Origin of the sequence: Frankia sp. CpI1-P (genome assembly GCF_001421075.1) — a bacterium.
Classification (GTDB): Bacteria; Actinomycetota; Actinomycetes; order Frankiales; family Frankiaceae; genus Frankia; species Frankia torreyi.
In genome coordinates, this window is record NZ_LJJX01000007.1 from 134,169 (window position 1) to 151,843 (window position 17,675).

General features: G+C 73.7%; 16 protein-coding genes and 9 pseudogenes. 18 read left to right on the plus strand and 7 right to left on the minus strand.

Annotation, left to right across the window (positions count from 1 at the left end; all coding sequences use genetic code 11):
• Positions 1 to 12 precede the first annotated feature (12 nt).
• Positions 13 to 396, minus strand: a complete 384-nt coding sequence (locus FF86_RS06970; RefSeq protein ID WP_082122082.1) for a hypothetical protein — start codon at positions 394 to 396, stop codon at positions 13 to 15.
• A gap of 380 nt (positions 397 to 776) precedes the next feature.
• On the opposite strand from FF86_RS06970, the gene FF86_RS06975 reads away from it, so the two are divergent.
• The 13 genes and pseudogenes from FF86_RS06975 to FF86_RS07010 all read left to right on the plus strand — a co-directional run bounded on the left by FF86_RS06975 (position 777) and on the right by FF86_RS07010 (position 9,057).
• Positions 777 to 1,142: an STAS domain-containing protein gene (locus tag FF86_RS06975; RefSeq protein ID WP_044886696.1), complete on the plus strand. Its 366-nt coding sequence runs from the start codon at positions 777 to 779 to the stop codon at positions 1,140 to 1,142.
• Between the two features lie 206 nt (positions 1,143 to 1,348).
• The gene (locus tag FF86_RS06980) at positions 1,349 to 1,972 is read left to right on the plus strand and encodes a hypothetical protein (protein ID WP_242418314.1); all 624 of its coding nucleotides are present in this window, start codon (positions 1,349 to 1,351) and stop codon (positions 1,970 to 1,972) included.
• Positions 1,973 to 2,129: 157 nt separating this feature from the next.
• Positions 2,130 to 2,781, plus strand: a 652-nt coding sequence (locus tag FF86_RS42220) for a methylmalonyl-CoA mutase family protein (protein ID WP_242418315.1), incomplete at its 3' end; no start/stop codon positions are given.
• A 1-nt stretch (position 2,782) separates the two neighbouring features.
• Positions 2,783 to 2,909: pseudogene (locus FF86_RS42225) on the plus strand (hypothetical protein); the annotation flags it as partial.
• Between the two features lies 1 nt (position 2,910).
• Positions 2,911 to 2,982, plus strand: a pseudogene (locus FF86_RS42230) (hypothetical protein); the annotation flags it as partial.
• A gap of 1 nt (position 2,983) precedes the next feature.
• A pseudogene (locus tag FF86_RS42235) lies at positions 2,984 to 3,781 on the plus strand (methylmalonyl-CoA mutase family protein); the annotation flags it as partial.
• 1 nt (position 3,782) lies between these two features.
• Positions 3,783 to 4,253, plus strand: a pseudogene (locus FF86_RS42240) (cobalamin B12-binding domain-containing protein); the annotation flags it as partial.
• Positions 4,234 to 4,827: HD domain-containing protein (locus tag FF86_RS06990; protein ID WP_128423492.1), on the plus strand; the 594-nt coding region annotated here is incomplete at its 3' end. The pseudogene FF86_RS42240 and the gene FF86_RS06990, both read left to right, overlap by 20 nt.
• Positions 4,828 to 4,892: 65 nt before the next feature.
• A pseudogene (locus FF86_RS42245) lies at positions 4,893 to 5,094 on the plus strand (endonuclease NucS domain-containing protein); the annotation flags it as partial.
• A 1-nt stretch (position 5,095) separates the two neighbouring features.
• Positions 5,096 to 5,555 (plus strand): annotated as a pseudogene (locus FF86_RS06995) (endonuclease NucS domain-containing protein); the annotation flags it as partial.
• Positions 5,556 to 6,058: 503 nt separating this feature from the next.
• The gene (locus tag FF86_RS07000) at positions 6,059 to 7,819 is read left to right on the plus strand and encodes a 3-hydroxybutyryl-CoA dehydrogenase (RefSeq protein ID WP_236706607.1); all 1,761 of its coding nucleotides are present in this window, start codon (positions 6,059 to 6,061) and stop codon (positions 7,817 to 7,819) included.
• Positions 7,820 to 8,059: 240 nt separating this feature from the next.
• The gene (locus FF86_RS07005; protein WP_044886692.1) at positions 8,060 to 8,743 is read left to right on the plus strand and encodes a YkvA family protein; all 684 of its coding nucleotides are present in this window, start codon (positions 8,060 to 8,062) and stop codon (positions 8,741 to 8,743) included.
• Positions 8,740 to 9,057, plus strand: a complete 318-nt coding sequence (locus FF86_RS07010) for a hypothetical protein (RefSeq protein WP_052681252.1) — start codon at positions 8,740 to 8,742, stop codon at positions 9,055 to 9,057. Before FF86_RS07005 ends, FF86_RS07010 begins: the two co-directional genes overlap by 4 nt.
• Positions 9,058 to 9,100: 43 nt before the next feature.
• On the opposite strand, the gene FF86_RS07015 is transcribed toward FF86_RS07010, so the two are convergent.
• From FF86_RS07015 to FF86_RS42265, 5 genes and pseudogenes are all read right to left on the minus strand, one after another.
• Complete coding sequence (locus FF86_RS07015; protein ID WP_044886691.1) at positions 9,101 to 9,817, minus strand: sugar-binding protein; 717 nt, start codon at positions 9,815 to 9,817, stop codon at positions 9,101 to 9,103.
• A 74-nt stretch (positions 9,818 to 9,891) separates the two neighbouring features.
• On the minus strand, positions 9,892 to 10,310 hold a 419-nt coding region (locus FF86_RS42250), incomplete at its 5' end, for a zinc-binding dehydrogenase (protein WP_242418317.1).
• Between the two features lies 1 nt (position 10,311).
• Positions 10,312 to 10,418 (minus strand): annotated as a pseudogene (locus FF86_RS42255) (hypothetical protein); the annotation flags it as partial.
• A gap of 1 nt (position 10,419) precedes the next feature.
• A pseudogene (locus tag FF86_RS42260) lies at positions 10,420 to 10,624 on the minus strand (crotonyl-CoA carboxylase/reductase); the annotation flags it as partial.
• Between the two features lies 1 nt (position 10,625).
• A pseudogene (locus tag FF86_RS42265) lies at positions 10,626 to 11,132 on the minus strand (alcohol dehydrogenase catalytic domain-containing protein); the annotation flags it as partial.
• A 355-nt stretch (positions 11,133 to 11,487) separates the two neighbouring features.
• Between FF86_RS42265 and FF86_RS07025 the strand changes: the two are divergent.
• The 5 genes from FF86_RS07025 (at position 11,488) to FF86_RS07045 (ending at position 16,176) form a co-directional block, all read left to right on the plus strand.
• Complete coding sequence (locus FF86_RS07025) at positions 11,488 to 12,045, plus strand: SigE family RNA polymerase sigma factor (RefSeq protein WP_044886710.1); 558 nt, start codon at positions 11,488 to 11,490, stop codon at positions 12,043 to 12,045.
• A gap of 497 nt (positions 12,046 to 12,542) precedes the next feature.
• Positions 12,543 to 12,719: VCBS repeat-containing protein (locus FF86_RS61970; protein WP_255355730.1), on the plus strand; the 177-nt coding region annotated here is incomplete at its 3' end.
• A 562-nt stretch (positions 12,720 to 13,281) separates the two neighbouring features.
• Complete coding sequence (locus FF86_RS07035) at positions 13,282 to 14,469, plus strand: acetyl-CoA C-acetyltransferase (RefSeq protein WP_044886688.1); 1,188 nt, start codon at positions 13,282 to 13,284, stop codon at positions 14,467 to 14,469.
• Positions 14,466 to 15,575 (plus strand): methylmalonyl Co-A mutase-associated GTPase MeaB (meaB, locus tag FF86_RS07040; protein WP_242418318.1); only part of this gene is annotated, 1,110 nt, incomplete at its 3' end. The genes FF86_RS07035 and meaB, both read left to right, overlap by 4 nt.
• 148 nt (positions 15,576 to 15,723) lie before the next feature.
• Complete coding sequence (locus FF86_RS07045; RefSeq protein ID WP_044886708.1) at positions 15,724 to 16,176, plus strand: cupin domain-containing protein; 453 nt, start codon at positions 15,724 to 15,726, stop codon at positions 16,174 to 16,176.
• 350 nt (positions 16,177 to 16,526) lie between these two features.
• Here the strand turns inward: FF86_RS07045 and FF86_RS07050 are convergent.
• Positions 16,527 to 17,674 (minus strand): hybrid sensor histidine kinase/response regulator (locus FF86_RS07050; protein ID WP_242418319.1); only part of this gene is annotated, 1,148 nt, incomplete at its 5' end.
• Between the last annotated feature and the right edge of the window lies 1 nt (position 17,675).

The following is a 17,675-nucleotide window of genomic DNA, read 5'->3' on the forward strand; positions in this document are numbered from 1 at the left end:
TGCCGAGCCGCCTCAGGTCTGCGAGGACAGCCCGCCGGGTGGGGTGGCCAGGGCGCGGGCGGCCCGGGCCGCGTCGGCGCCGAAGACGAGCACGTGCCGGCGCTGCCGGGGTCGGGACAGGATGTTGCCGGCGGCGTCGATGTGCAGCGGGGTCATCGCCATCGCCCAGGTGGAGCGGATGCCCCGGGTGCGCAGGGCGGCCCGGGCCCGGCTCACCTCGGCCGGCGTGTCGACGACCGCGACGGGGACGAGCAGCCCGAAGTCGTGACCGAGCACGACCCCGCGGGGCAGTGCCCGCAGCGGGGTGGACGCCCAGCGCGCCATGACCATCAGCAACCCCACGGTCAGCATCGCCAACGCCGGTTCGACGAAGTACTGCGCCGAGTTCACGGCCACCTGGCACCTCCGAATCACCGCGCCGCAACCGGGTCACGGGGGCGCGCGGGAGCCTCGGACNGAGCTCCTCGCCCGTCGACATCCGGTCTCCATGGTCCCAGACGCACGGCGGATCGGCAGGAGTTCCCGCCCCGATCCGTCCTGATCCCGTCGCGGAATCCGACAGAGGAAACATCGCGCCGCGATGGCTGGGATCATCGAGGTAACCGGCCCCGACCCCCCGTGGCCGAGCGACGACGGTTCGGACGAGGCGAGAGGGCGTAAGGCGGTCCGTCATGCGCGGAACCGCACCTGGGTGCTACCCGCGGTCGACGCGGATAGCTGGTAGCGCCGGCGTCACGGTGAGCGGGGGTGCCGGGCGGCCGGGGACGGGAGACCACATGAACAACGACGTGAACGTGGTGCACATGTACGGTCCGCGCGGGGCGGGCGGCCGCTGCGGGCAGGCGGTGCGGCTGGTGGGCAGGGTGGACGTGCGGACGGTGGGCGCGTTGCGGTCCCTGCTGCACGCCGCCATCGACAACGGCAGCGGGCCGCTGCGCGTCGATGTCGCCGGGTTGGAACTCGGCGACCATGCGGCGCTCGGGGTGCTGCTCGGCGGGGCGCGCCGGGCCAGGGCGGCGGGCCGATCCATGGTGCTCGTCGACGTGCCGAGCGCGCTGGGCCGGATGTTCGCCGCCAACCGGCTCGGGCGGCTGCTGCGGTTCGAGGAGCCGACCGAGCTGGTGCACGTCGGGCACGCCTGAGCCGCCTCGCGCCGCCGCCCTCGCGGCCGGCGACCGGGCGAAGCGGACCGAACCTGGGTGGATGCGCACCGTCATCCCGGGCGCGCCCGCGTGCCTACTGGACGTCCGATGCGGCATGCTTGCCGGGTACCTGCTGATCGGGTACTGCTTTCGGGTCACTGGCCCGGCTGATGACATGGTGGACGCCGGACGGAGGTCTGCAGGACGTGGAGGTGCCCGCGCGGGTGGATATCGCCGGCGAACGCAGTGCGCGGCCCGCGGGGCTTCTCGGCGTGCGTGAGGTGCGGCCGGTCGTCGCGGTCGCGGCGTTCCTCGTCGCGGTCCTGATCGGCGTGGCCATCGGCTACGCCACCGCCGACCGCGGCTCGGGCGACGGCACGACGGTCAACTCGTCCGGCCAGCCGGCGCCCGAGCTCACCCCCGCCCTGCGCACCGCACCGTGGGAGGGCACCCGCCAGCCGGGCCGGGCGCACCAGATGCGGGTCGACGACGAGCCGAACCCCACCGCTCTTCGGCTGGCCCTGTCCTGGACGGTCGCCGAGCAGATCAGGGCCGCGGGCAACAGCACGATCACCGCGGCTCAGGTCACCGTGCCGCAGGGCATGTTCTTCGGCGCCGTCGAGGGCGTCGACGCCGCGCACGACGCGTACTGGGCGATCGGCCGCATCGAGGTCGCGGGCGTCGCCAGCCGGCCGCCCGACCCGTACGTGTGGCGGCGGATCGGCACGGGGCCGTGGACGATCGTCAGGAACGGCCCGAACGCCTGCACGGCGATTCCCCCGGTCCTCATCCAGGAGTGGAAGGGCCAGCCCGCCCCCTGCGCGGGCTGAGCGTGCGCCGCGCCGACAGGCGGGGCTCGGTGGGTCGGCCTAGTCTCTGACTCGTCGCCCGCGGTCCGCGCGGGCTGAGGCCGGCGTGATGACCCCGCCCGCGCCTGCCGTCGGTCGGTCCCCGGCCCCGGCGCAGCGCCCCAGAGAGGCGGCGGCGATGACGGACCTGTCAACCCGCTCGGCGAATCCGCACGGCACCCGCACCCCGCAGTCGTCCTCCCGCCCCGAGGCCGGCGCCAACCGCCCCGCAGACGCCCGTTCCGACGCCGACACCGGTGCCGGCGCCGGGCGCGGAGCCCGGGATCGGGGCTGGATCATCCGCACCTACGCGGGACATTCCAGCCCCGCCGAGAGCAACACCCTGTACCGCCGCAACCTCGCGAAGGGCCAGACCGGCCTGTCGGTGGCCTTCGACCTGCCGACCCAGACCGGCTACGACCCGGATCATCCGCTCGCCCGCGGCGAGGTGGGCCGGGTCGGCGTGCCGATCGCGCACCTCGGTGACCTGCGCGATCTGTTCGACGGAATCCCGCTGGCCCGCACCAACACGTCGATGACGATCAACGCCACCGCCATGTGGCTGCTCGCGCTCTACCAGGTCGTCGCGCAGGAGCAGGGCGCCGACCCGGCCGAGCTCGCCGGCACCACGCAGAACGACATCATCAAGGAGTACCTCTCGCGGGGGACGTACATCTTCCCGCCGGGGCCGTCGCTGCGGCTGGTGACCGACCTGATCGCCTACTCGGTGGCGGAGCTGCCGCGGTGGAACCCGATCAACATCTGCAGCTATCACCTGCAGGAGGCCGGGGNGACCCCGGTGCAGGAGCTCGCGTTCACGATGTGCTCGGCGATCGCCGTGCTCGACGCCGTGGCGGCCACGGGGACGATCCCCGCCGCGCGGATGGGGGAGGTGTGTGCCCGGATCTCGTTCTTCGTCNACGCCGGGGAGCGTTTCGTCGAGGAGATGTGCAAGATGCGGGCGTTCGGGCAGCTGTGGGACGACCTGCTGCNCACCCGGTACGGGGTGAGTGACCCGGCGGCGCGCCGGTTCCGCTACGGCGTGCAGGTCAACTCGCTCGGGCTGACCGAGGCCCAGCCGGAGAACAACGTCATCCGGATCGTGCTGGAGACCCTGGGCGTCACCCTGTCGAAGGACGCGCGGTGCCGGGCGCTGCAGCTCCCGACCTGGAACGAGGCGCTCGGCCTGCCCAGGCCGTGGGACCAGCAGTGGTCCCTGCGCGTCCAGCAGATCCTCGCCCACGAGACCGACCTGCTGGAGTACGACGACCTGTTCACCGGCTCGCCCGTCGTCGAGGACCGGGTGCGCCGGCTGGTGGCGGACGCGACCGCCGAGATCGACCGGGTCCAGGCGATGGGCGGGGCGGTGGCCGCCGTCGAGAGCGGCTACCTGAAGTCGGCGCTGGTCTCCGCCCAGGCGGGCCGCCGCGCGCGGATCGAGAGCGGCGAGGATGTCGTCGTCGGCGTGAACCGGTTCACCGAGACCGAGCCGAGCCCGTTGCTCGCCGAGCTCGACACGGCGATCCAGACGGTCGACCCGGCCTTCGAGCCCGCGGCCCGGGAATCGCTCGCCGCCTGGCGGGCCGGGCGTGATCCGTCCGCCGTCCGGGAGGCGCTGCTCGGGCTGCGCACCGCCGCCGGCACCGAGGTGAACCTCGTCCCCGCGACGCTGGCCTGTGCACGGGCGGGCGTCACCACCGGAGAGTGGGCCGACACTCTGCGAGAGGTGTTCGGCGAGTACCGCGCACCGACCGGGGTGAGCGGCGCCGTCGGAGTCGGCGGGGATGGGGGNGGGACCGGGCTCGAGGAGCTGCGTGCCCTGGTGGCTCGCACGGGCGCGCAGCTCGGGCGGCCGGTGAAGATGCTCGTCGGCAAGCCCGGCCTCGACGGCCACTCCAACGGCGCGGAGCAGATCGCCGTGCGCGCCCGCGACGCCGGCTTCGAGGTCGTCTACCAGGGGATCCGGCTGACCCCCGGGCAGCTCGTGGCCGCCGCGGTCGAGGAGGACGTGCACGTCGTCGGGCTGTCGGTGCTCTCCGGGGCCCACCTGGACCTGGTGGGCGAGGTGCTCGGCGGGCTGCGTACCGCCGGCGCCGGGGAGGTTCCCGTCGTCGTCGGCGGCATCATCCCCCCGGCGGACGCGCGGGAGCTGGCCCGCCTCGGCGTGGCCGCGGTGTTCACGCCCCGGGACTATGAGCTCAGCGCCATAATTCGCGGCATCGTGGAGGTCGTACGGTCGAGGCATGCCCTCGACCACCCCTGACGCGGCCGAACCCGGCCGGCCCGGCCCGGCGCCGAGCAGCTCGAGCGCCGGTCCGAGCGCCGGTCCGAGCGCCGGTCCGAGCGCCGGTCCGAGCGCCGGTCCGACCCTGGATGACGCCATCGCCCTCGCCACCCGGGTCCATACCGGCCAGATCGACAAGGGCGGCGAGGAGTACATCGGCCATCCGCTGCGCGTCATGGCGACGGTCGCCCGCACCGCCGAGGCCGCCGGCGTGGACCCGCACACCGCCCAGCTCGCCGCCGTTCTGCACGACGTCGTCGAGGACAGCGACACCACGCTCGCGGACCTCACCGCCGCCGGCTACCCCGCGCCGGTCGTCGCCGCCGTCGACGCCCTGTCGCACCGTCCCGACGAGTCGATGCAGGACTACCTGGCCCGCGTCGCCGCCGACCCGCTCGCCGTCGTCGTCAAGCGAGCGGACATGCAGGACAACTCCGACCCCGCCCGCCTCGGCCGCCTGGCTCCCGACCAGGCCGAACGCCTTGCCACCCGCTACGCCGGCCGCCGCGAGCTCCTCGACGACCTCGTCTCCGCCCGCAACATCCGTCCCGGCNGGAGGTGAACACCGGCGGCCACCGGACGGCGGGGCGGTCAGGGGGGTCGCGATAACGTGACGTCATGCGGCTTGTCATCGCTCGGTGCAGTGTCGACTACGTCGGACGTCTTACCGCCCATCTGCCGAGCGCCGTCCGACTGGTGCTCGTCAAGGCGGACGGGTCGGTGTCGATCCACGCCGACGGGCGAGCGTACAAGCCGCTGAACTGGATGAGCCCGCCCTGCGTCATCGCGGAGGAGACGGGGGTCTGGCGGGTGACCAACCNGGCCGCCGAGCAGCTCGTCATCACCCTCGAGGAGATCCTCCACGACTCCAGCCACGAACTGGGCATCGACCCGGGGCTGCGCAAGGACGGCGTCGAGGCTCACCTGCAGGTCCTGCTCGCCGACCGGCCGGACGCGATCGCCCCGGGGCTCACCCTGATCCGCCGCGAGTACGAGACCGGGATCGGGCCGGTCGATCTGCTCTGCCGCGACAGCGATGGATCCACCGTGGCCGTCGAGATCAAGCGTAAGGGTGAGATCGACGGGGTCGAGCAGCTCACCCGCTACCTCGTCCGGCTGGATGCGGACCCGGCGCTGCCGCATCCGGTGCGGGGCATCCTTGCCGCGCAGTCGATCACCCCGCAGGCCCGGCTGCTGGCTGCCGACCGCGGACTGGGCTGTGCCGTCGTCGACTACGACGAGCTGCGCGGGCTGGAACCCTCCATTCCGACCCTGTTCTGACCGCCCGTCCCCGCCGGCCCGTTCCCGCCGGCCCGTCCCCGCCGGAAATCCGTTCGAGGCGGCCGGCGCGCCATTCCGGAGTATCGGTTCTTCCGGGGCCGGCCGCNGAAATTCCTGACGGGTCATCGCGGCATTGCCGGCGGTCTCGTCTTTCGTCGCTCTTTTCCCGGGCTGGAAGAAGATGTTTCAGGGGCGAGGGATTCGTCACTCCGGTGAACTCCGACTGATCTCGGGCCGGGCGGTGGAAAGGCTGGGAGAATCGACGGGTCCGCGGTTGGATACCGTGCGGCCCGCGATATCGGGCACATTTTCGTCGGGCTGTCGCGACGACTCTGAGGAGTCAGGGCATGGCCGAAAGAGCCCGGCGGGGAACGCATGCGCACGACAGGTCGGAAAACGCCTCCCGCACCGGCGGCGACGTCGCGACGGTTTCGGCGGATGGGCGGCCCGCCTCCGACGGGGGCCCGCGGTGGCGGCGGGTCGGGGTGGTGGGGCTCGGCACCATGGGGGCCGGGATCGCCGAGGTGCTGGCCAGGGCCGGGCTCGACGTCGTCGGCGTCGAACGGGACACCGAGGCGCTGGGCCGGGCCCGCGGGCGGATCGAGCACTCCCTGGACCGGGCGGCCCGCCATGGCCACCTGACCGACGACGTTCGCGGCGAGCTGCTCGGCCGGCTGAGCCTCGGCACCGAGCTCGCCGCGGTGGCCGGCTGCGACCTGGTGATCGAGGCTATCGATGAGCGGCTCGACGCCAAGACCGCGCTGTTCGCCCGGCTCGACGAGGTCTGCCCGCCGGCGACCGTCCTGGCGACGAACACCAGCTCCCTGTCGGTGACGGAGCTCGCCGCGGGTACCGATCGCTCGGCCCGGGTGCTCGGCATGCACTGGTTCAACCCGGCGCCGGTGATGGGCCTGGTCGAGGTCGTCCGCACGGTGGTGACCGACGCCGACGCCCTGGCCGCGGTCGTCTCGCTGGTGGGCGCGGTCGGCAAGACGGCCGTCGTCGCCGCGGACCGGGCCGGGTTCATCGTCAACGCGCTGCTGTTCGGCTACCTGAACAACGCGGTGCGGATGGTCGAGGCGCGCTTCGCCACCCGGGAGGACGTCGACGCGGCGATGCGGCTCGGCTGCGGTCATCCGATGGGCCCGCTGGCCCTGCTCGACCTCATCGGCCTCGACGCGGCGCACGCCATCCTCGCGTCGATGTACGACCAGACCCGCGATCACCTCCACGCCCCGGCGCCGCTGCTCGGCCAGCTCGTCGCGGCCGGCCTGCTGGGCCGCAAGACCGGCCGCGGTTTCTACACCTACCCGGAGACGGACTCCCCGGACGTGCCGTCCGAGGGCCCCGCCAGGGCCGACCCCGGCGCAGTCGAGGAGCCCGGCGGAGGTGTCGGCGGGGCGGCGATGCGGGTTCGGTCGGTCGGGATCGTGGGCAGCGGCACGATGGCGCGAGGCATCGCCGAGGTACTGGCCCGATCGGGCCATGACGTCGTCCTGCGGGCCCGGCGGCCGGATGCCGCCGACGCGGCGCTCGGCCGGGTCGAGGCGTCGCTGGCGGCGGCGGTCGCCAAGGGCCGGCTGTCCGACGACGACCGCGACGCCGCCCTGGGCCGGCTGCGCGTGACCACGGACCTCGGCGAGCTCGGCGGCTGCGACGTGCTGCTGGAGGCGGTCGTCGAGGACCTGGCGGTCAAGCGGGAGCTGTTCACCGACCTGGACAAGGTCGCCCGGCCCGGCGCCGTGCTGGCGACCACGACGTCCTCCCTGCCGGTCGTCGAGTGCGCCACCGCGACCCGGCGGCCCGAGGACGTCGTCGGCATGCACTGGTTCAACCCGGCCCAGGTGATGCGCCTGGTCGAGGTGGTACCCACGGTGCTCACCGGGGACGGGGCGACGGCGACGGTCCTGGCGCTGGCGCGGGCGGCGGGCCGGCACCCGGTGCGCTGCGCCGACCGGGCCGGGTTCATCGTCAACGCGCTGCTGTTCCCCTACCTGAACGACGCCGTGAAGATGCTGCAGGCGAACTACGCCACGATCGAGGACATCGACACGGCGATGACCGTCGGCTGCGGCCATCCCATGGGCCCGTTCGCCCTCGCCGACGTGGTCGGGCTCGACGTCACCCTCGCCATCACCCGCTCGCTGTACGAGCAGTTCCGCGAGCCGGGCTACGCCCCGGCACCGCTGCTGGAGCATCTCGTCCGGGCCCGCTTCCTGGGTCGCAAGACCGGCCGGGGCTTTCTCGTGCATCCACGCCGGTAGTCCGATCCGCCGGACGCGGAACCGGGGGTGCCGGGGCGGGGATCCCGCCGCCCGAGACACGGCGCCGGTGGGGTCGCCAGATCGAGGCGTCCCAGGCAGAACGTGGCACGCCGCGGGGGCGTCGTCCGTTGACAGGTGACGGCCGGCGCCGCGGTCGCCNGTGGAAGGTGCCGGATGCGGCACTAGGATGTCGCCGGTCGGCGGGAAGTCCTGGTTCGCACAAGAGGAGACGCCACGGGGATGGTCACGCTCGACAAGGACGCCGTGCGGCAGGTCGGTCGGGAGATAACGATGTTTCTCCCCGATCTGGTCATCATGCTGCGGCAGGTCGTCGCCGATCCACGGGTGCCGCAGTCCGCGAAGGTCGAGGCCGCGGCGGCGCTGGCGTACCTGGTGTCGCCGCGCAACCGGCTGACGAACATGATTCCCGTGGTGGGCCAGCTCGACGACGTCGCCATCGTCGCCTTCGCGTTCCGCCGGCTGGTCGTCGGCGCCGGCGAGCCGATCCTGCGCGAGCACTGGCGGGGCAGCGACCGCGGCTTCCAGGTGCTCATCGGCGCGTCCTCGGCCCTGGCGAGCCCGGCCGGGGCCCTGCGCAAGGCGAAGGTGGCCCGGTCGCTCGTGGCGGCCGGCATCGACCGGGTCCGCGGCGCCGCTCCGGGCGGAGCGGGGGGCGCCGGCGGGGTGGGTGATGCCGGCGGGCGGGCTGCGGGTTCTGCGGGCGCCACGGGTGCGGCCGGGCGCGCGTGGGGTCGCGGGCGCGGCGGCCGTGCTGGCGATCCGGCCGGAGATCCCGGCCGCATCGTCGACGGGGAGGTCGTGGACCGGGCCGAGTGGGTCGCGGCGCCGGATTCGGACGGCGGCCCGGCGGGGCCGCGGCCGCGGCGGCCGCGCTCCTGGGAGCCGGGCAGACGGGGTCGGTGACGCGTCGGGCGCGGCGCCGTCCCACCCGGGGTAGGGACGCGCGCGGGCAGAACGGGCGCGGGCGGCCGGTCGGGGCGTGGCTGCCCGATCCGGTGGTGGTGCTGCGCGACGGAGAGTGGGTGGTCCGCCCGGTCACCGGGGCGGCGACGGCGAAGGTCTACCGGTGCCCCGGGTGTGACCACGAGATCAACCCGGGCACCGCCCACCTGGTCGTCTGGCCGCCGGAGCGCGTCGAGGACCGCCGGCACTGGCATCGCCCGTGCTGGGATCGCCGCTGTCGGGCGGCGCGCCTGCGGTCGGAGGGCCCCGGCTGAAGGCGCGCCCGCCCGAGTCAGCCGCGGAGGTTCCGGCCTGGGCTCAGGCGCTGCGCACGCTGGCGGGCGCGGGCAGCACGGTCGTCTCCGCGCCGATCGCCTTGCGCTCCTCGACCGGCGCCGCCTCGATCGAGGCGATCGAGGCACTGGCGGCGGTGAGCTTGTCGCGCAGCGCGCCGAGCTGGGCCGTCACCTGCTCGCGCAGGGCGGCGAGCTGGGTGGTGACCTGCTCGCGCTGACGCTCCAGATCGGCCAGCCGGCGCTTCGACTCCTCCTCGGCCGCCGCCGCGGTGGACCGGGCGATCTCGACGATCCGCTCGGCCTCGGCACGCGCCGTCGAGACGATCGAGGCGGCCTGCTCGTCGGCCTCCCGCAGCGTCTTCTCCCGGGCGGCCTCGGCCTCGGTGACGATCCGGCGGGCCTCCTCGAGCTGGGCGTCGGCCTCACGGGTCCGCTCGGCGCGGACGGTGGCCGCCTCCTCCTCCGCGAGCTGCAGGATCTGGGTGACCCGGCCGCCGAACTCCTCCCACGCGGGACGGTTCGCGACCAGATCGTCGCGCACGCGGGCCGCCTCCGACGCCGCCTCGGACGCGGCGGCCTCGGCCGCGGCCCGGTGCGCCTCGGCCTCGCGAAGCTGCTCGACGAGCCAGTTCACGTGGTGGGTGACCTGACTGGGGTCGTAGCCACGGCGGACCAGATCGAAGGCTGGGGGCCCGTCGGTCTCGCCGGCCATCGGGATGAGATCCGTGTGTTCGGTCATAGGACCTCAGCATCTCAGACCGTCAATGCGAACGTGACGCCAGCCGGGCATCGGGTCCGTTGCGATTTCCCCGGCTACACGCCGCGGAACCGGTTGATTGCGGTCAGGTGGCGGGCGCGGAGCTCCTCGTCGCGGATCCCCAGCCCTTCGGCGGGTGCCAGACAGAGCACGCCGACCTTGCCCTGGTGGGTGTTGCGGTGCACGTCCTGGGCGGCCTGCCCCGTCTCGGTGAGCGGGTACACCCGGGAGAGGGTGGGATGGACCATCCCCCGGGCGATGAGCCGGTTGGCCTCCCAGGCCTCCCGGTAGTTGGCGAAGTGGGAGCCGACGACGTGCTTCAGGTTCATCCACAGGTACCGGTTGTCGTACTCGTGCAGGAAGCCGGTGGTGGAGGCGCAGGTCGCGATGGTGCCGCCACGACGGGTCACGTAGACGGAGGCGCCGAAGGTCTCTCGCCCGGGATGTTCGAGCACGATGTCCGGGTCGTCGCCGCNGGTGAGTTCGCGGATGCGCCGGCCGAACCGCTGCCATTCCCGCGGATTCTGCGTGCGTTCGTCGCTCCAGAACCGGTAGTCCTCGGCGGCCCGGTCGATGACGAGCTNGGCCCCGAGGGACCGGCAGATCTCCGCCTTCGCCGGCGACGACACGACGCAGACCGGGATCGCCCCGCCGTGCAGCGCGAGCTGGGTGGCGTAGGAGCCCAGCCCGCCGGAGGCCCCCCAGACCAGGACGACGTCGCCCTGCTTCATCCGGGCGCCGTTGGCGGAGACCAGCTGGCGGTAGGCGGTGGAGTTGACCAGCCCCGGCNCGGCCGCCTCCTCCCAGGTGAGATGGCCTGGTTTGGGCATGAGCTGGTTGGCCTTGACGAGGGCGAGCTCGGCCAGCCCACCGAAGTTCGTCTCGAAACCCCAGATTCGTTGCTCCGGATCCAGCATCGTGTCGTTGTGACCGTCGGCGCGTTCCAGCTCCACCGACAGGCAGTGGGCCACGACCTCGTCCCCCGGGGACCAGACGTGTACGCCGGCTCCTGTCCTCAGCACGACTCCGGCCAGATCGGAACCCACGACGTGGTAAGGCTGGTCATGGCGGGAAGCGAGGGGAGATGTCCGACCGTAGCGTTCGAGGAAGCCGAACGTGGACATCGGTTCGAAGATCGATGTCCACACCGTGTTGTAGTTCACCGAGGAGGCCATGACCGCCACGAGGGCCTCACCGGGGCCGACCTCGGGTGTGGGCACCTCGTCGACGTGCAGGGAGCGGCGCGGATCCTTGTCCCGGGACGGGACGCCGTCGAACATCCCGGTCTCCTCGCGGCNCACGACGACGCCGCGGTAGAACTCCGGGACCGCGAACGCGGCGAACTCTGCTCGCCGGTCGGGGGACGGCGGGCTCTGGGCGAGGATCGCTTCGAGGATGTCCTTCACGATCGGCCTCCGGCGGTGCGCGGTCGAGGGCGNGTGACGGGCGGCACAGGCAGTTGACGGGCGGCACGGGCAGTTGACAGGGCGGCGCAGGTAGGCGCAGGTAGTTGACAGGGCGGCAGAGGTAACCGATGGGTACGGAGACGGGGTCGCGGGATGTGGGGGCTGTCTGTTTCGTGTGCGACGCGATAGAACTTTCGGGACAACTTCGAGTGCTCGGTCCGCGTCCAACGTGGTGTGACCGCGCCCATGACAGTCGTGGAGGGGTGGCGGCCCGTGCCTGCGCGGAGCGACGCCGCCCGTAGCGACGTCGCGCGGGACGCGGACGCCGCCCTGACCGCCTTGTACTCCGAGCACTACCGGTCATTGGTGCGTCTTGCCGCGTTGCTGCTGGATGACGTGGGTCTGTGCGAAGAGGTCGTCCAGGACGCCTACATCCGCGTCCACGGGGCCTGGGGACGCCTACAGGACCGGGACAAGGCCCTGGCCTACCTTCGGCAGACCGTCGTCAATCTCGCACGTTCCACGCTGCGTCGTCGACTCGTCGCTCTCAAGCATGCCCCCAAGCCCATGCCCGATGCCGCCAGCGCCGAGGAGGGGGCCTACTCTCTCGTCGAGCGAGCCGCCGTCATCCAGGCACTGCGAGAGCTGCCGCGGCGCCAGCGGGAGGCGGTCGTCCTGCGCTACTACGCCGACATGTCCGAGGCGGACGCGGCGGCGGTGATGGGCTGCAGCGTCGGCTCCGTCAAGGCCTACACCTCCCGAGGGCTGTCCGCCTTGAGCGGCAAGCTGGAGGGCCTACGGTGAGCGCGTTGGAACCGGACGAGCTCACTCGGCTGCTGACCGAGGCGGTTGAGCCCGTCCGGCCATCCCCGGACGCCTACCGGCAGATCCGCGCCGGCATCGCCCGCCGACGCCGCTGGCGCATCCCCGTGTTCACCGTCGGCGGGATGGTGATGGCGGCGCTCATCGGGCTGGCGGTGGTGGCCATCCGGCCGAGCCCGTCGAACCAGGTCGTCGAGCCGGCTGCGCCGCCCGTCCTGCCGAGCACGTTCAGCGAGCCGAGCCGGGCGGCGACCGTGCCGTCGTTGGGCGGCGGCTCGGGTCACTCCAGCTCCGGTGGCGGCGGCGGGTCGGCCTCGGGATCGACCACCCGCCTGCCGACGAGCCCGCCGCCGACCCGGCCGACGGCATCCGCGTCCGCGCAGTCGGTGGCCCCCACCAGCCCGCAGTCGTCCGCCCCGTCGAACTCGACCGGCCCGGGCAGCCNGCAGCTACCCACGCCGGTGGCGAAACCGGCGGGCGTGAACGACGTCGACGGCGACGGCCAGCCCGACACGGTCGCCGTGGAGGGGACGAACCTGCGCGTGCGGTTCTCCCGGGACGGCCAGCAGGCCAAGGTCCCCCTCGGCAGCATCGTCACCCCGCTGAACAGCGCGGTCGTCGACATCGACGGCGACGGTTTCGGTGAGCTGCTCGTGNAGACCCAGGTGACCAACGGGACGAAGAGCTACGCCCTGCTGCGCTACGTCAGTCTCGACCAACTGGTCGTGGTGACGCCGCCGAGCGGACTGGCTCTCGGTGCCGGCGTCCACGGCAACNCCGGCATCGGNCTGCGCTGCGCCGACAAGACCCTGCAGATCAGCACCGGGACCTCGAACGACGGCACCCTGTTCAACGTCGTCACCACGACGCTGGGGTTCACCCCCGACGGCCTGACCGTCCAGGACTCCGCCTCCAGCACGGTGCGGCTGCCGGCGGATCCCTCCCCCTTCGTGGTGGCCTGCGGCGCGCTGTCCTGACCGGGGGCCGGGCGGCGGGGCCGGGGGTCCCGCCCGGCCGCCGCGGGGCGGCCCCGGCCGGTCACGGGGTGCGCCGCCGGGCCGGGCACCAGGAACAAGATCACGTTATCGTGGTGTTGCGGGTACCCGTGGGGTGAGCGCACCGACCGTACCGCCGTGACGTCGTCGCAGGGGTACGTGCGGCGTCGGCCCGTGGGAGGACGCCGGCGAGGATCTTCCCAACAGTGATGAGGAGGCAGCCATGCCTGGTTCCGTGATCGTGGCCGGCGCGCGGACACCGATCGGGAAACTGTCCGGGGCGTTGAAGAGCTTCACCGCGACGGACCTGGGCGGCATCGCGATCTCCGGTGCGCTGGAGCGGGCCGGGCTGTCCGGCGACGCGATCGAGTACGTCATCATGGGGCACGTGATCCAGGCCGGCACCGGTCCGATCACCGCTCGGCAGGCGGCCGTCGCCGCCGGCATCCCGATGACGGTGCCCGCGATCACCGTCAACAAGGTGTGCCTGTCCGGCCTCGACGCGATCGCCCTCGCCGACACCTACATCGCCAGCGGCGAGTTCGACCTGGTCGTCGCCGGTGGGATGGAGTCCATGACCGGGGCGCCGCACCTGCTGCGCTCGATGCGCGCCGGGGTGAAGTACGGCGCGGCCGAGGCGCTCGACGCCATCGACCAGGACGCTCTGTTCTGCGCCTTCGACCAGATCTCCATGGGCGCGAGCACCGAGCGTTACAACGGCGCGCTGAACATCTCCCGTGCCGAGCAGGACGAGTTCGCCGCCCGGTCGCACCAGCGGGCCGCCGCCGCCGCCAAGAACGGCCTGTTCGACAACGAGATCGTCCCCGTCTCGGTGCCGCAGCGCCGCGGCGAGCCGCTCGTCGTCAGCCAGGACGAGGGCGTGCGTGCCGACACCTCCGCCGAGGTGCTCGGCAAGCTGCGCCCGGCGTTCGGCAAGGACGGCACGATCACCGCCGGGTCCGCGTCGCAGATCTCCGACGGGGCGGCCGCGGTCATCGTGGCCAGCCGGGCCAAGGCCGAGGAGCTCGGCCTGCCGATCCTCGCCGAGGTGGGCCACCACGGCTTCGTCGCCGGCCCCGACACCTCGCTGCAGTCCCAGCCGTCCAACGCCATCCTCGCCGCCCTGGCCAAGGAGCGGCTCACCCCCGCCGACCTCGACCTCGTCGAGATCAACGAGGCGTTCGCCGCGGTCTCCATCCAGTCCATGCGCGACCTCGGGATCGGCTCCGACATCGTCAACGTCAACGGGGGGGCGATCGCCATCGGCCACCCGCTCGGCGCGTCCGGCGCCCGCATCGCCCTGACCCTGCTCAACGAGCTGGCCCGGCGTGGCGGCGGGATCGGCGCGGCCGGCCTGTGCGGCGGCGGCGGCCAGGGCGATGCCCTGATCCTGCGCGTCCCGGCGGCGTGACCACCGGCTCCGCCGCGGGTGTCGGCCGCGAGCGGAGTCTGCCCGACCGCGCTCGCGCCCCGGCCACGGCGGGGCTGGGCGGGGCGGATCCGGCCACGGCGGGGCTGGGCGGGGCGGATCCGGCCACGGCGGGGCTGGCCACGGCGGAGTCGGCTGGAGCGGAGTCGGCTGCGGTGCAGTTGGTCGCGGCGGCCGTCGGCGGTGATCGGCGGGCGCTCGCGCGGCTGCTCTCGGCGGTGGAGAACACTCCCCGGTGGTGGCCCGAGATCAGCGCGGCGCTGGCCGGGCACGTCGGCGGCGCGCAGACAGTCGGCCTGACCGGCGCCCCGGGCGTCGGCAAGTCGACGACCGTCACCGCGCTGGTGCGGGCCTACCGCCGCGCCGGGCGCCGGGTGGGGGTGCTCGCGGTCGACCCCTCCTCGCCGTACTCCGGCGGCGCGCTGCTCGGCGACCGGGTGCGGATGAGCGAGCACGCCGGTGATCCCGGGGTGTTCATCCGCTCCCTGGCCAGCCGCGGGCGCCTCGGTGGGCTGGCGGCCGCGACCGCGCAGGCACTGCGGGTCCTCGACGCGGCCGGGTTCGACGTCGTCATCGTCGAGACCGTCGGCGTCGGCCAGGCGGAGATCGACATCGCCGCGCTCGCGGACACGACCTGCGTCCTGCTCGCTCCCGGCGCGGGCGACGACGTGCAGGCGGCCAAGGCGGGCCTGCTGGAGGTCGCGGACGTTCTCGTCGTCAACAAGGCGGACCGGCCGGGCGCGGCACGCACCGTCGCCGACCTGACCGCGCTGACCCGGATGCGCGCCGGCGCCCGGCGGCCGGCGGTGGTCCGCGTCGCCGCGACCCTGGGCGAGGGCATCGACGAGCTCGTCGCGCGCATCGCCGCGCACCGGCGGGAACTCGCCGCGACCGGTGAGCTCGACCGCCGCCGGCTGGCCCGCGCCGCCGACGAGATCCGGGGGCTGGCCCTGACCGCGCTGCGGGACCTCCTGGCCGCCCCGCCGCACGACGCGCGCCTGGCGGAGCTCGCCCACCAGGTCCTCGCCGGTGCCGCCGACCCCTGGTCGGCCGCCGAGTGCCTCCTCGGCGACATCCTGACGGCACAGNCGGCTCCGTCCCGCTGACGGTCCGGCCGACCCGGCACGTCCCCGGCGTGTCGCTGTCCCCGGCGTGTCGCTGCGCCCGGCACGTCGCTGCGCCCGGCACGTCGCTGCGCCCGGCACGTCGGTGCGAGCTGTGGGGGAGGATCTGCCGATGAGCCGTCTCGACGACCCGACGACGTCCGCCGACGAGCTGATCGACACCCTCGGCCTTGAGTCCCACCCGGAGGGCGGCTGGTACCGCCAGACCTGGGCCAGCCCCGACGTTGTCACGGCGCACGGCGGGCAGCGCCCCGCGATGACGTCCATCCTGTTCCTGCTGCGCCCGGGCGAGGTTTCCCGGTGGCATCGGGTGGCCTCGGCCGAGATCTGGCTCTGGCAGGGTGGTGGCACCCTCGAGCTCACCCTCGGCGGCACGGCCCGCCGGCCGTCGCCGGGCCCCGCAGGCCTGCTCGGGCCGGATGCGACGGCCGGCGAGGTGCCGCAGCTCGTCGTTCCGGCGGGGCAGTGGCAGACGGCCGCGCCCCGCGACGGGCGGCACGTTCTCGTCGGCTGCGTCGTCGCGCCCGGCTTCGACTGGGCCGACTTCGAACTCCTCGCCGACTAGACGACTCAAGTCCACACAGGGCGGGCCGGTGGCGGAGAACGCTCGTGGTCCGGGGGCGAGCGTGAGGTCAGGGCGGCGGCACTGCTGTTACTCAACGTCGATCGTCCACGACTCGGAGCAGGTGGGGCTTGCTCGCCTCAGCCGCCTGTCTACTTGTGATCACAATCGGATACGCGCCTGAACAGCCATCTCCGAGCTCATGAGGAAGGGTCCGGCGGCCGGTCGGTGCCCCATGACGGTCATCAGTTGCTGGAGGTCAGTGGCGGTTCGTCCGCCCGCCGACGTCATCAGCCTCCGGCAATTGCCGGAGCAACCGGCGGCTGGGGGCCGAGCGGGGGAGCGGACGCGGATCAGCGGGGGGCGGTCATCGCGGCGGTGAGGGCAGTCGCGGCGGCGACGAGGCTCGCCGGGTCCAGCGGGAGGGCGAGGATGTCGACCGCCCCGGCGCGGCGCAGCATGGTGCGCTCGCGGGGATCGGTGTCCTCGGTCAGGACGAATGCCGGCGTGGCGGCCGTGGTGGGGTCCGCCGCGAGCTGGGCGAGCAGCTCGGGCGCGCTCGCGTCGGGCAGGTCGCGGTCGAGCAGGATGAACGCCGGCCGCGCGCGGCGCACCGCGTCGACCGCGAGGGCCGCCCGTGGCACGGTGACCGGGTCGGCGGCGAGGCTTTCGGTGAGCATGTCCGCGACGGCCGCCCGCACGGCCGGATCGCCGCTGACGTGCACGACCCGTAGGCCGCCGGGAGCCGCCCGCCGCCCGACTCCGCCCGCTGCGCCGCCGACGGAGACGCGCGCGTGTCGCCCGCCGTGGGCACCACCCTCGCCGGTGCCGGTAGGGCGGGCCCGCCCATTGCCGGCGTCGCCATAGGCGGCGTCGCCATAGGCGGTGTCACCGTAGCCGGCGCGACCGTGACTCGCTTCGCCGTAGCCGGCGCGACCGTAGCTCGTCCCACGGTAGCCGTGGCCGCCGAGGTGATCGCCGAAGCCGTCGTCGTCGGAGTCGGGGTCCTCGAAGCGCATGTCGACGGCGTCGAGCACGATGGCGAACACGCTGCCGACCCCGTAGCGGCTGGCGACCGTCAGCACCCCGCCCATCGCGGTGACCAGGGCGTGGGAGAGGGCGAGCCCCAGCCCGCTGCCCTCGATCCCGCTGCGTTCGGCGCCCAGCCGCTCGAACGGTCGGAACAACCGGTCGATCGCCCGCGGGGACAGGCCCGCGCCGTCGTCCTCGACCTCGATGCGGATGCGGGAGCCCGTGATCGGCACGATGCCGACCCGCACGCTGCCGCCTTCGCGGCCGTACTTCAGGGCGTTGCCGACGAGGTTGAGCAGCACCTGCCACAGCCGGCGGCGGTCCGCGTCGGCGATGAGCGGCACGGCCGGGTCGATCACGCGGCGGATGCTGCGCTGCGCGGCGAGCGGCTCGACCAGCTCCACCACGCCCTGGACGATGTCGAGGACGTTGACCGGGCCCTTGTTGATGTCGCCGCGACCCGCACGCAN

Coding starts and splice junctions, on each gene's coding strand:
- FF86_RS07025 (WP_044886710.1), top strand. CDS start 11,488: ATGACAGTCGTGGAGGGGTGGCGGCCCGTGCCTGCGCGGAGCGACGCC.
- FF86_RS07000 (WP_236706607.1), top strand. CDS start 6,059: ATGGGGGCCGGGATCGCCGAGGTGCTGGCCAGGGCCGGGCTCGACGTC.
- FF86_RS07045 (WP_044886708.1), top strand. CDS start 15,724: ATGAGCCGTCTCGACGACCCGACGACGTCCGCCGACGAGCTGATCGAC.
- FF86_RS07035 (WP_044886688.1), top strand. CDS start 13,282: ATGCCTGGTTCCGTGATCGTGGCCGGCGCGCGGACACCGATCGGGAAA.
- FF86_RS07015 (WP_044886691.1), bottom strand. CDS start 9,817: ATGACCGAACACACGGATCTCATCCCGATGGCCGGCGAGACCGACGGG.
- FF86_RS07005 (WP_044886692.1), top strand. CDS start 8,060: ATGGTCACGCTCGACAAGGACGCCGTGCGGCAGGTCGGTCGGGAGATA.
- FF86_RS06975 (WP_044886696.1), top strand. CDS start 777: ATGAACAACGACGTGAACGTGGTGCACATGTACGGTCCGCGCGGGGCG.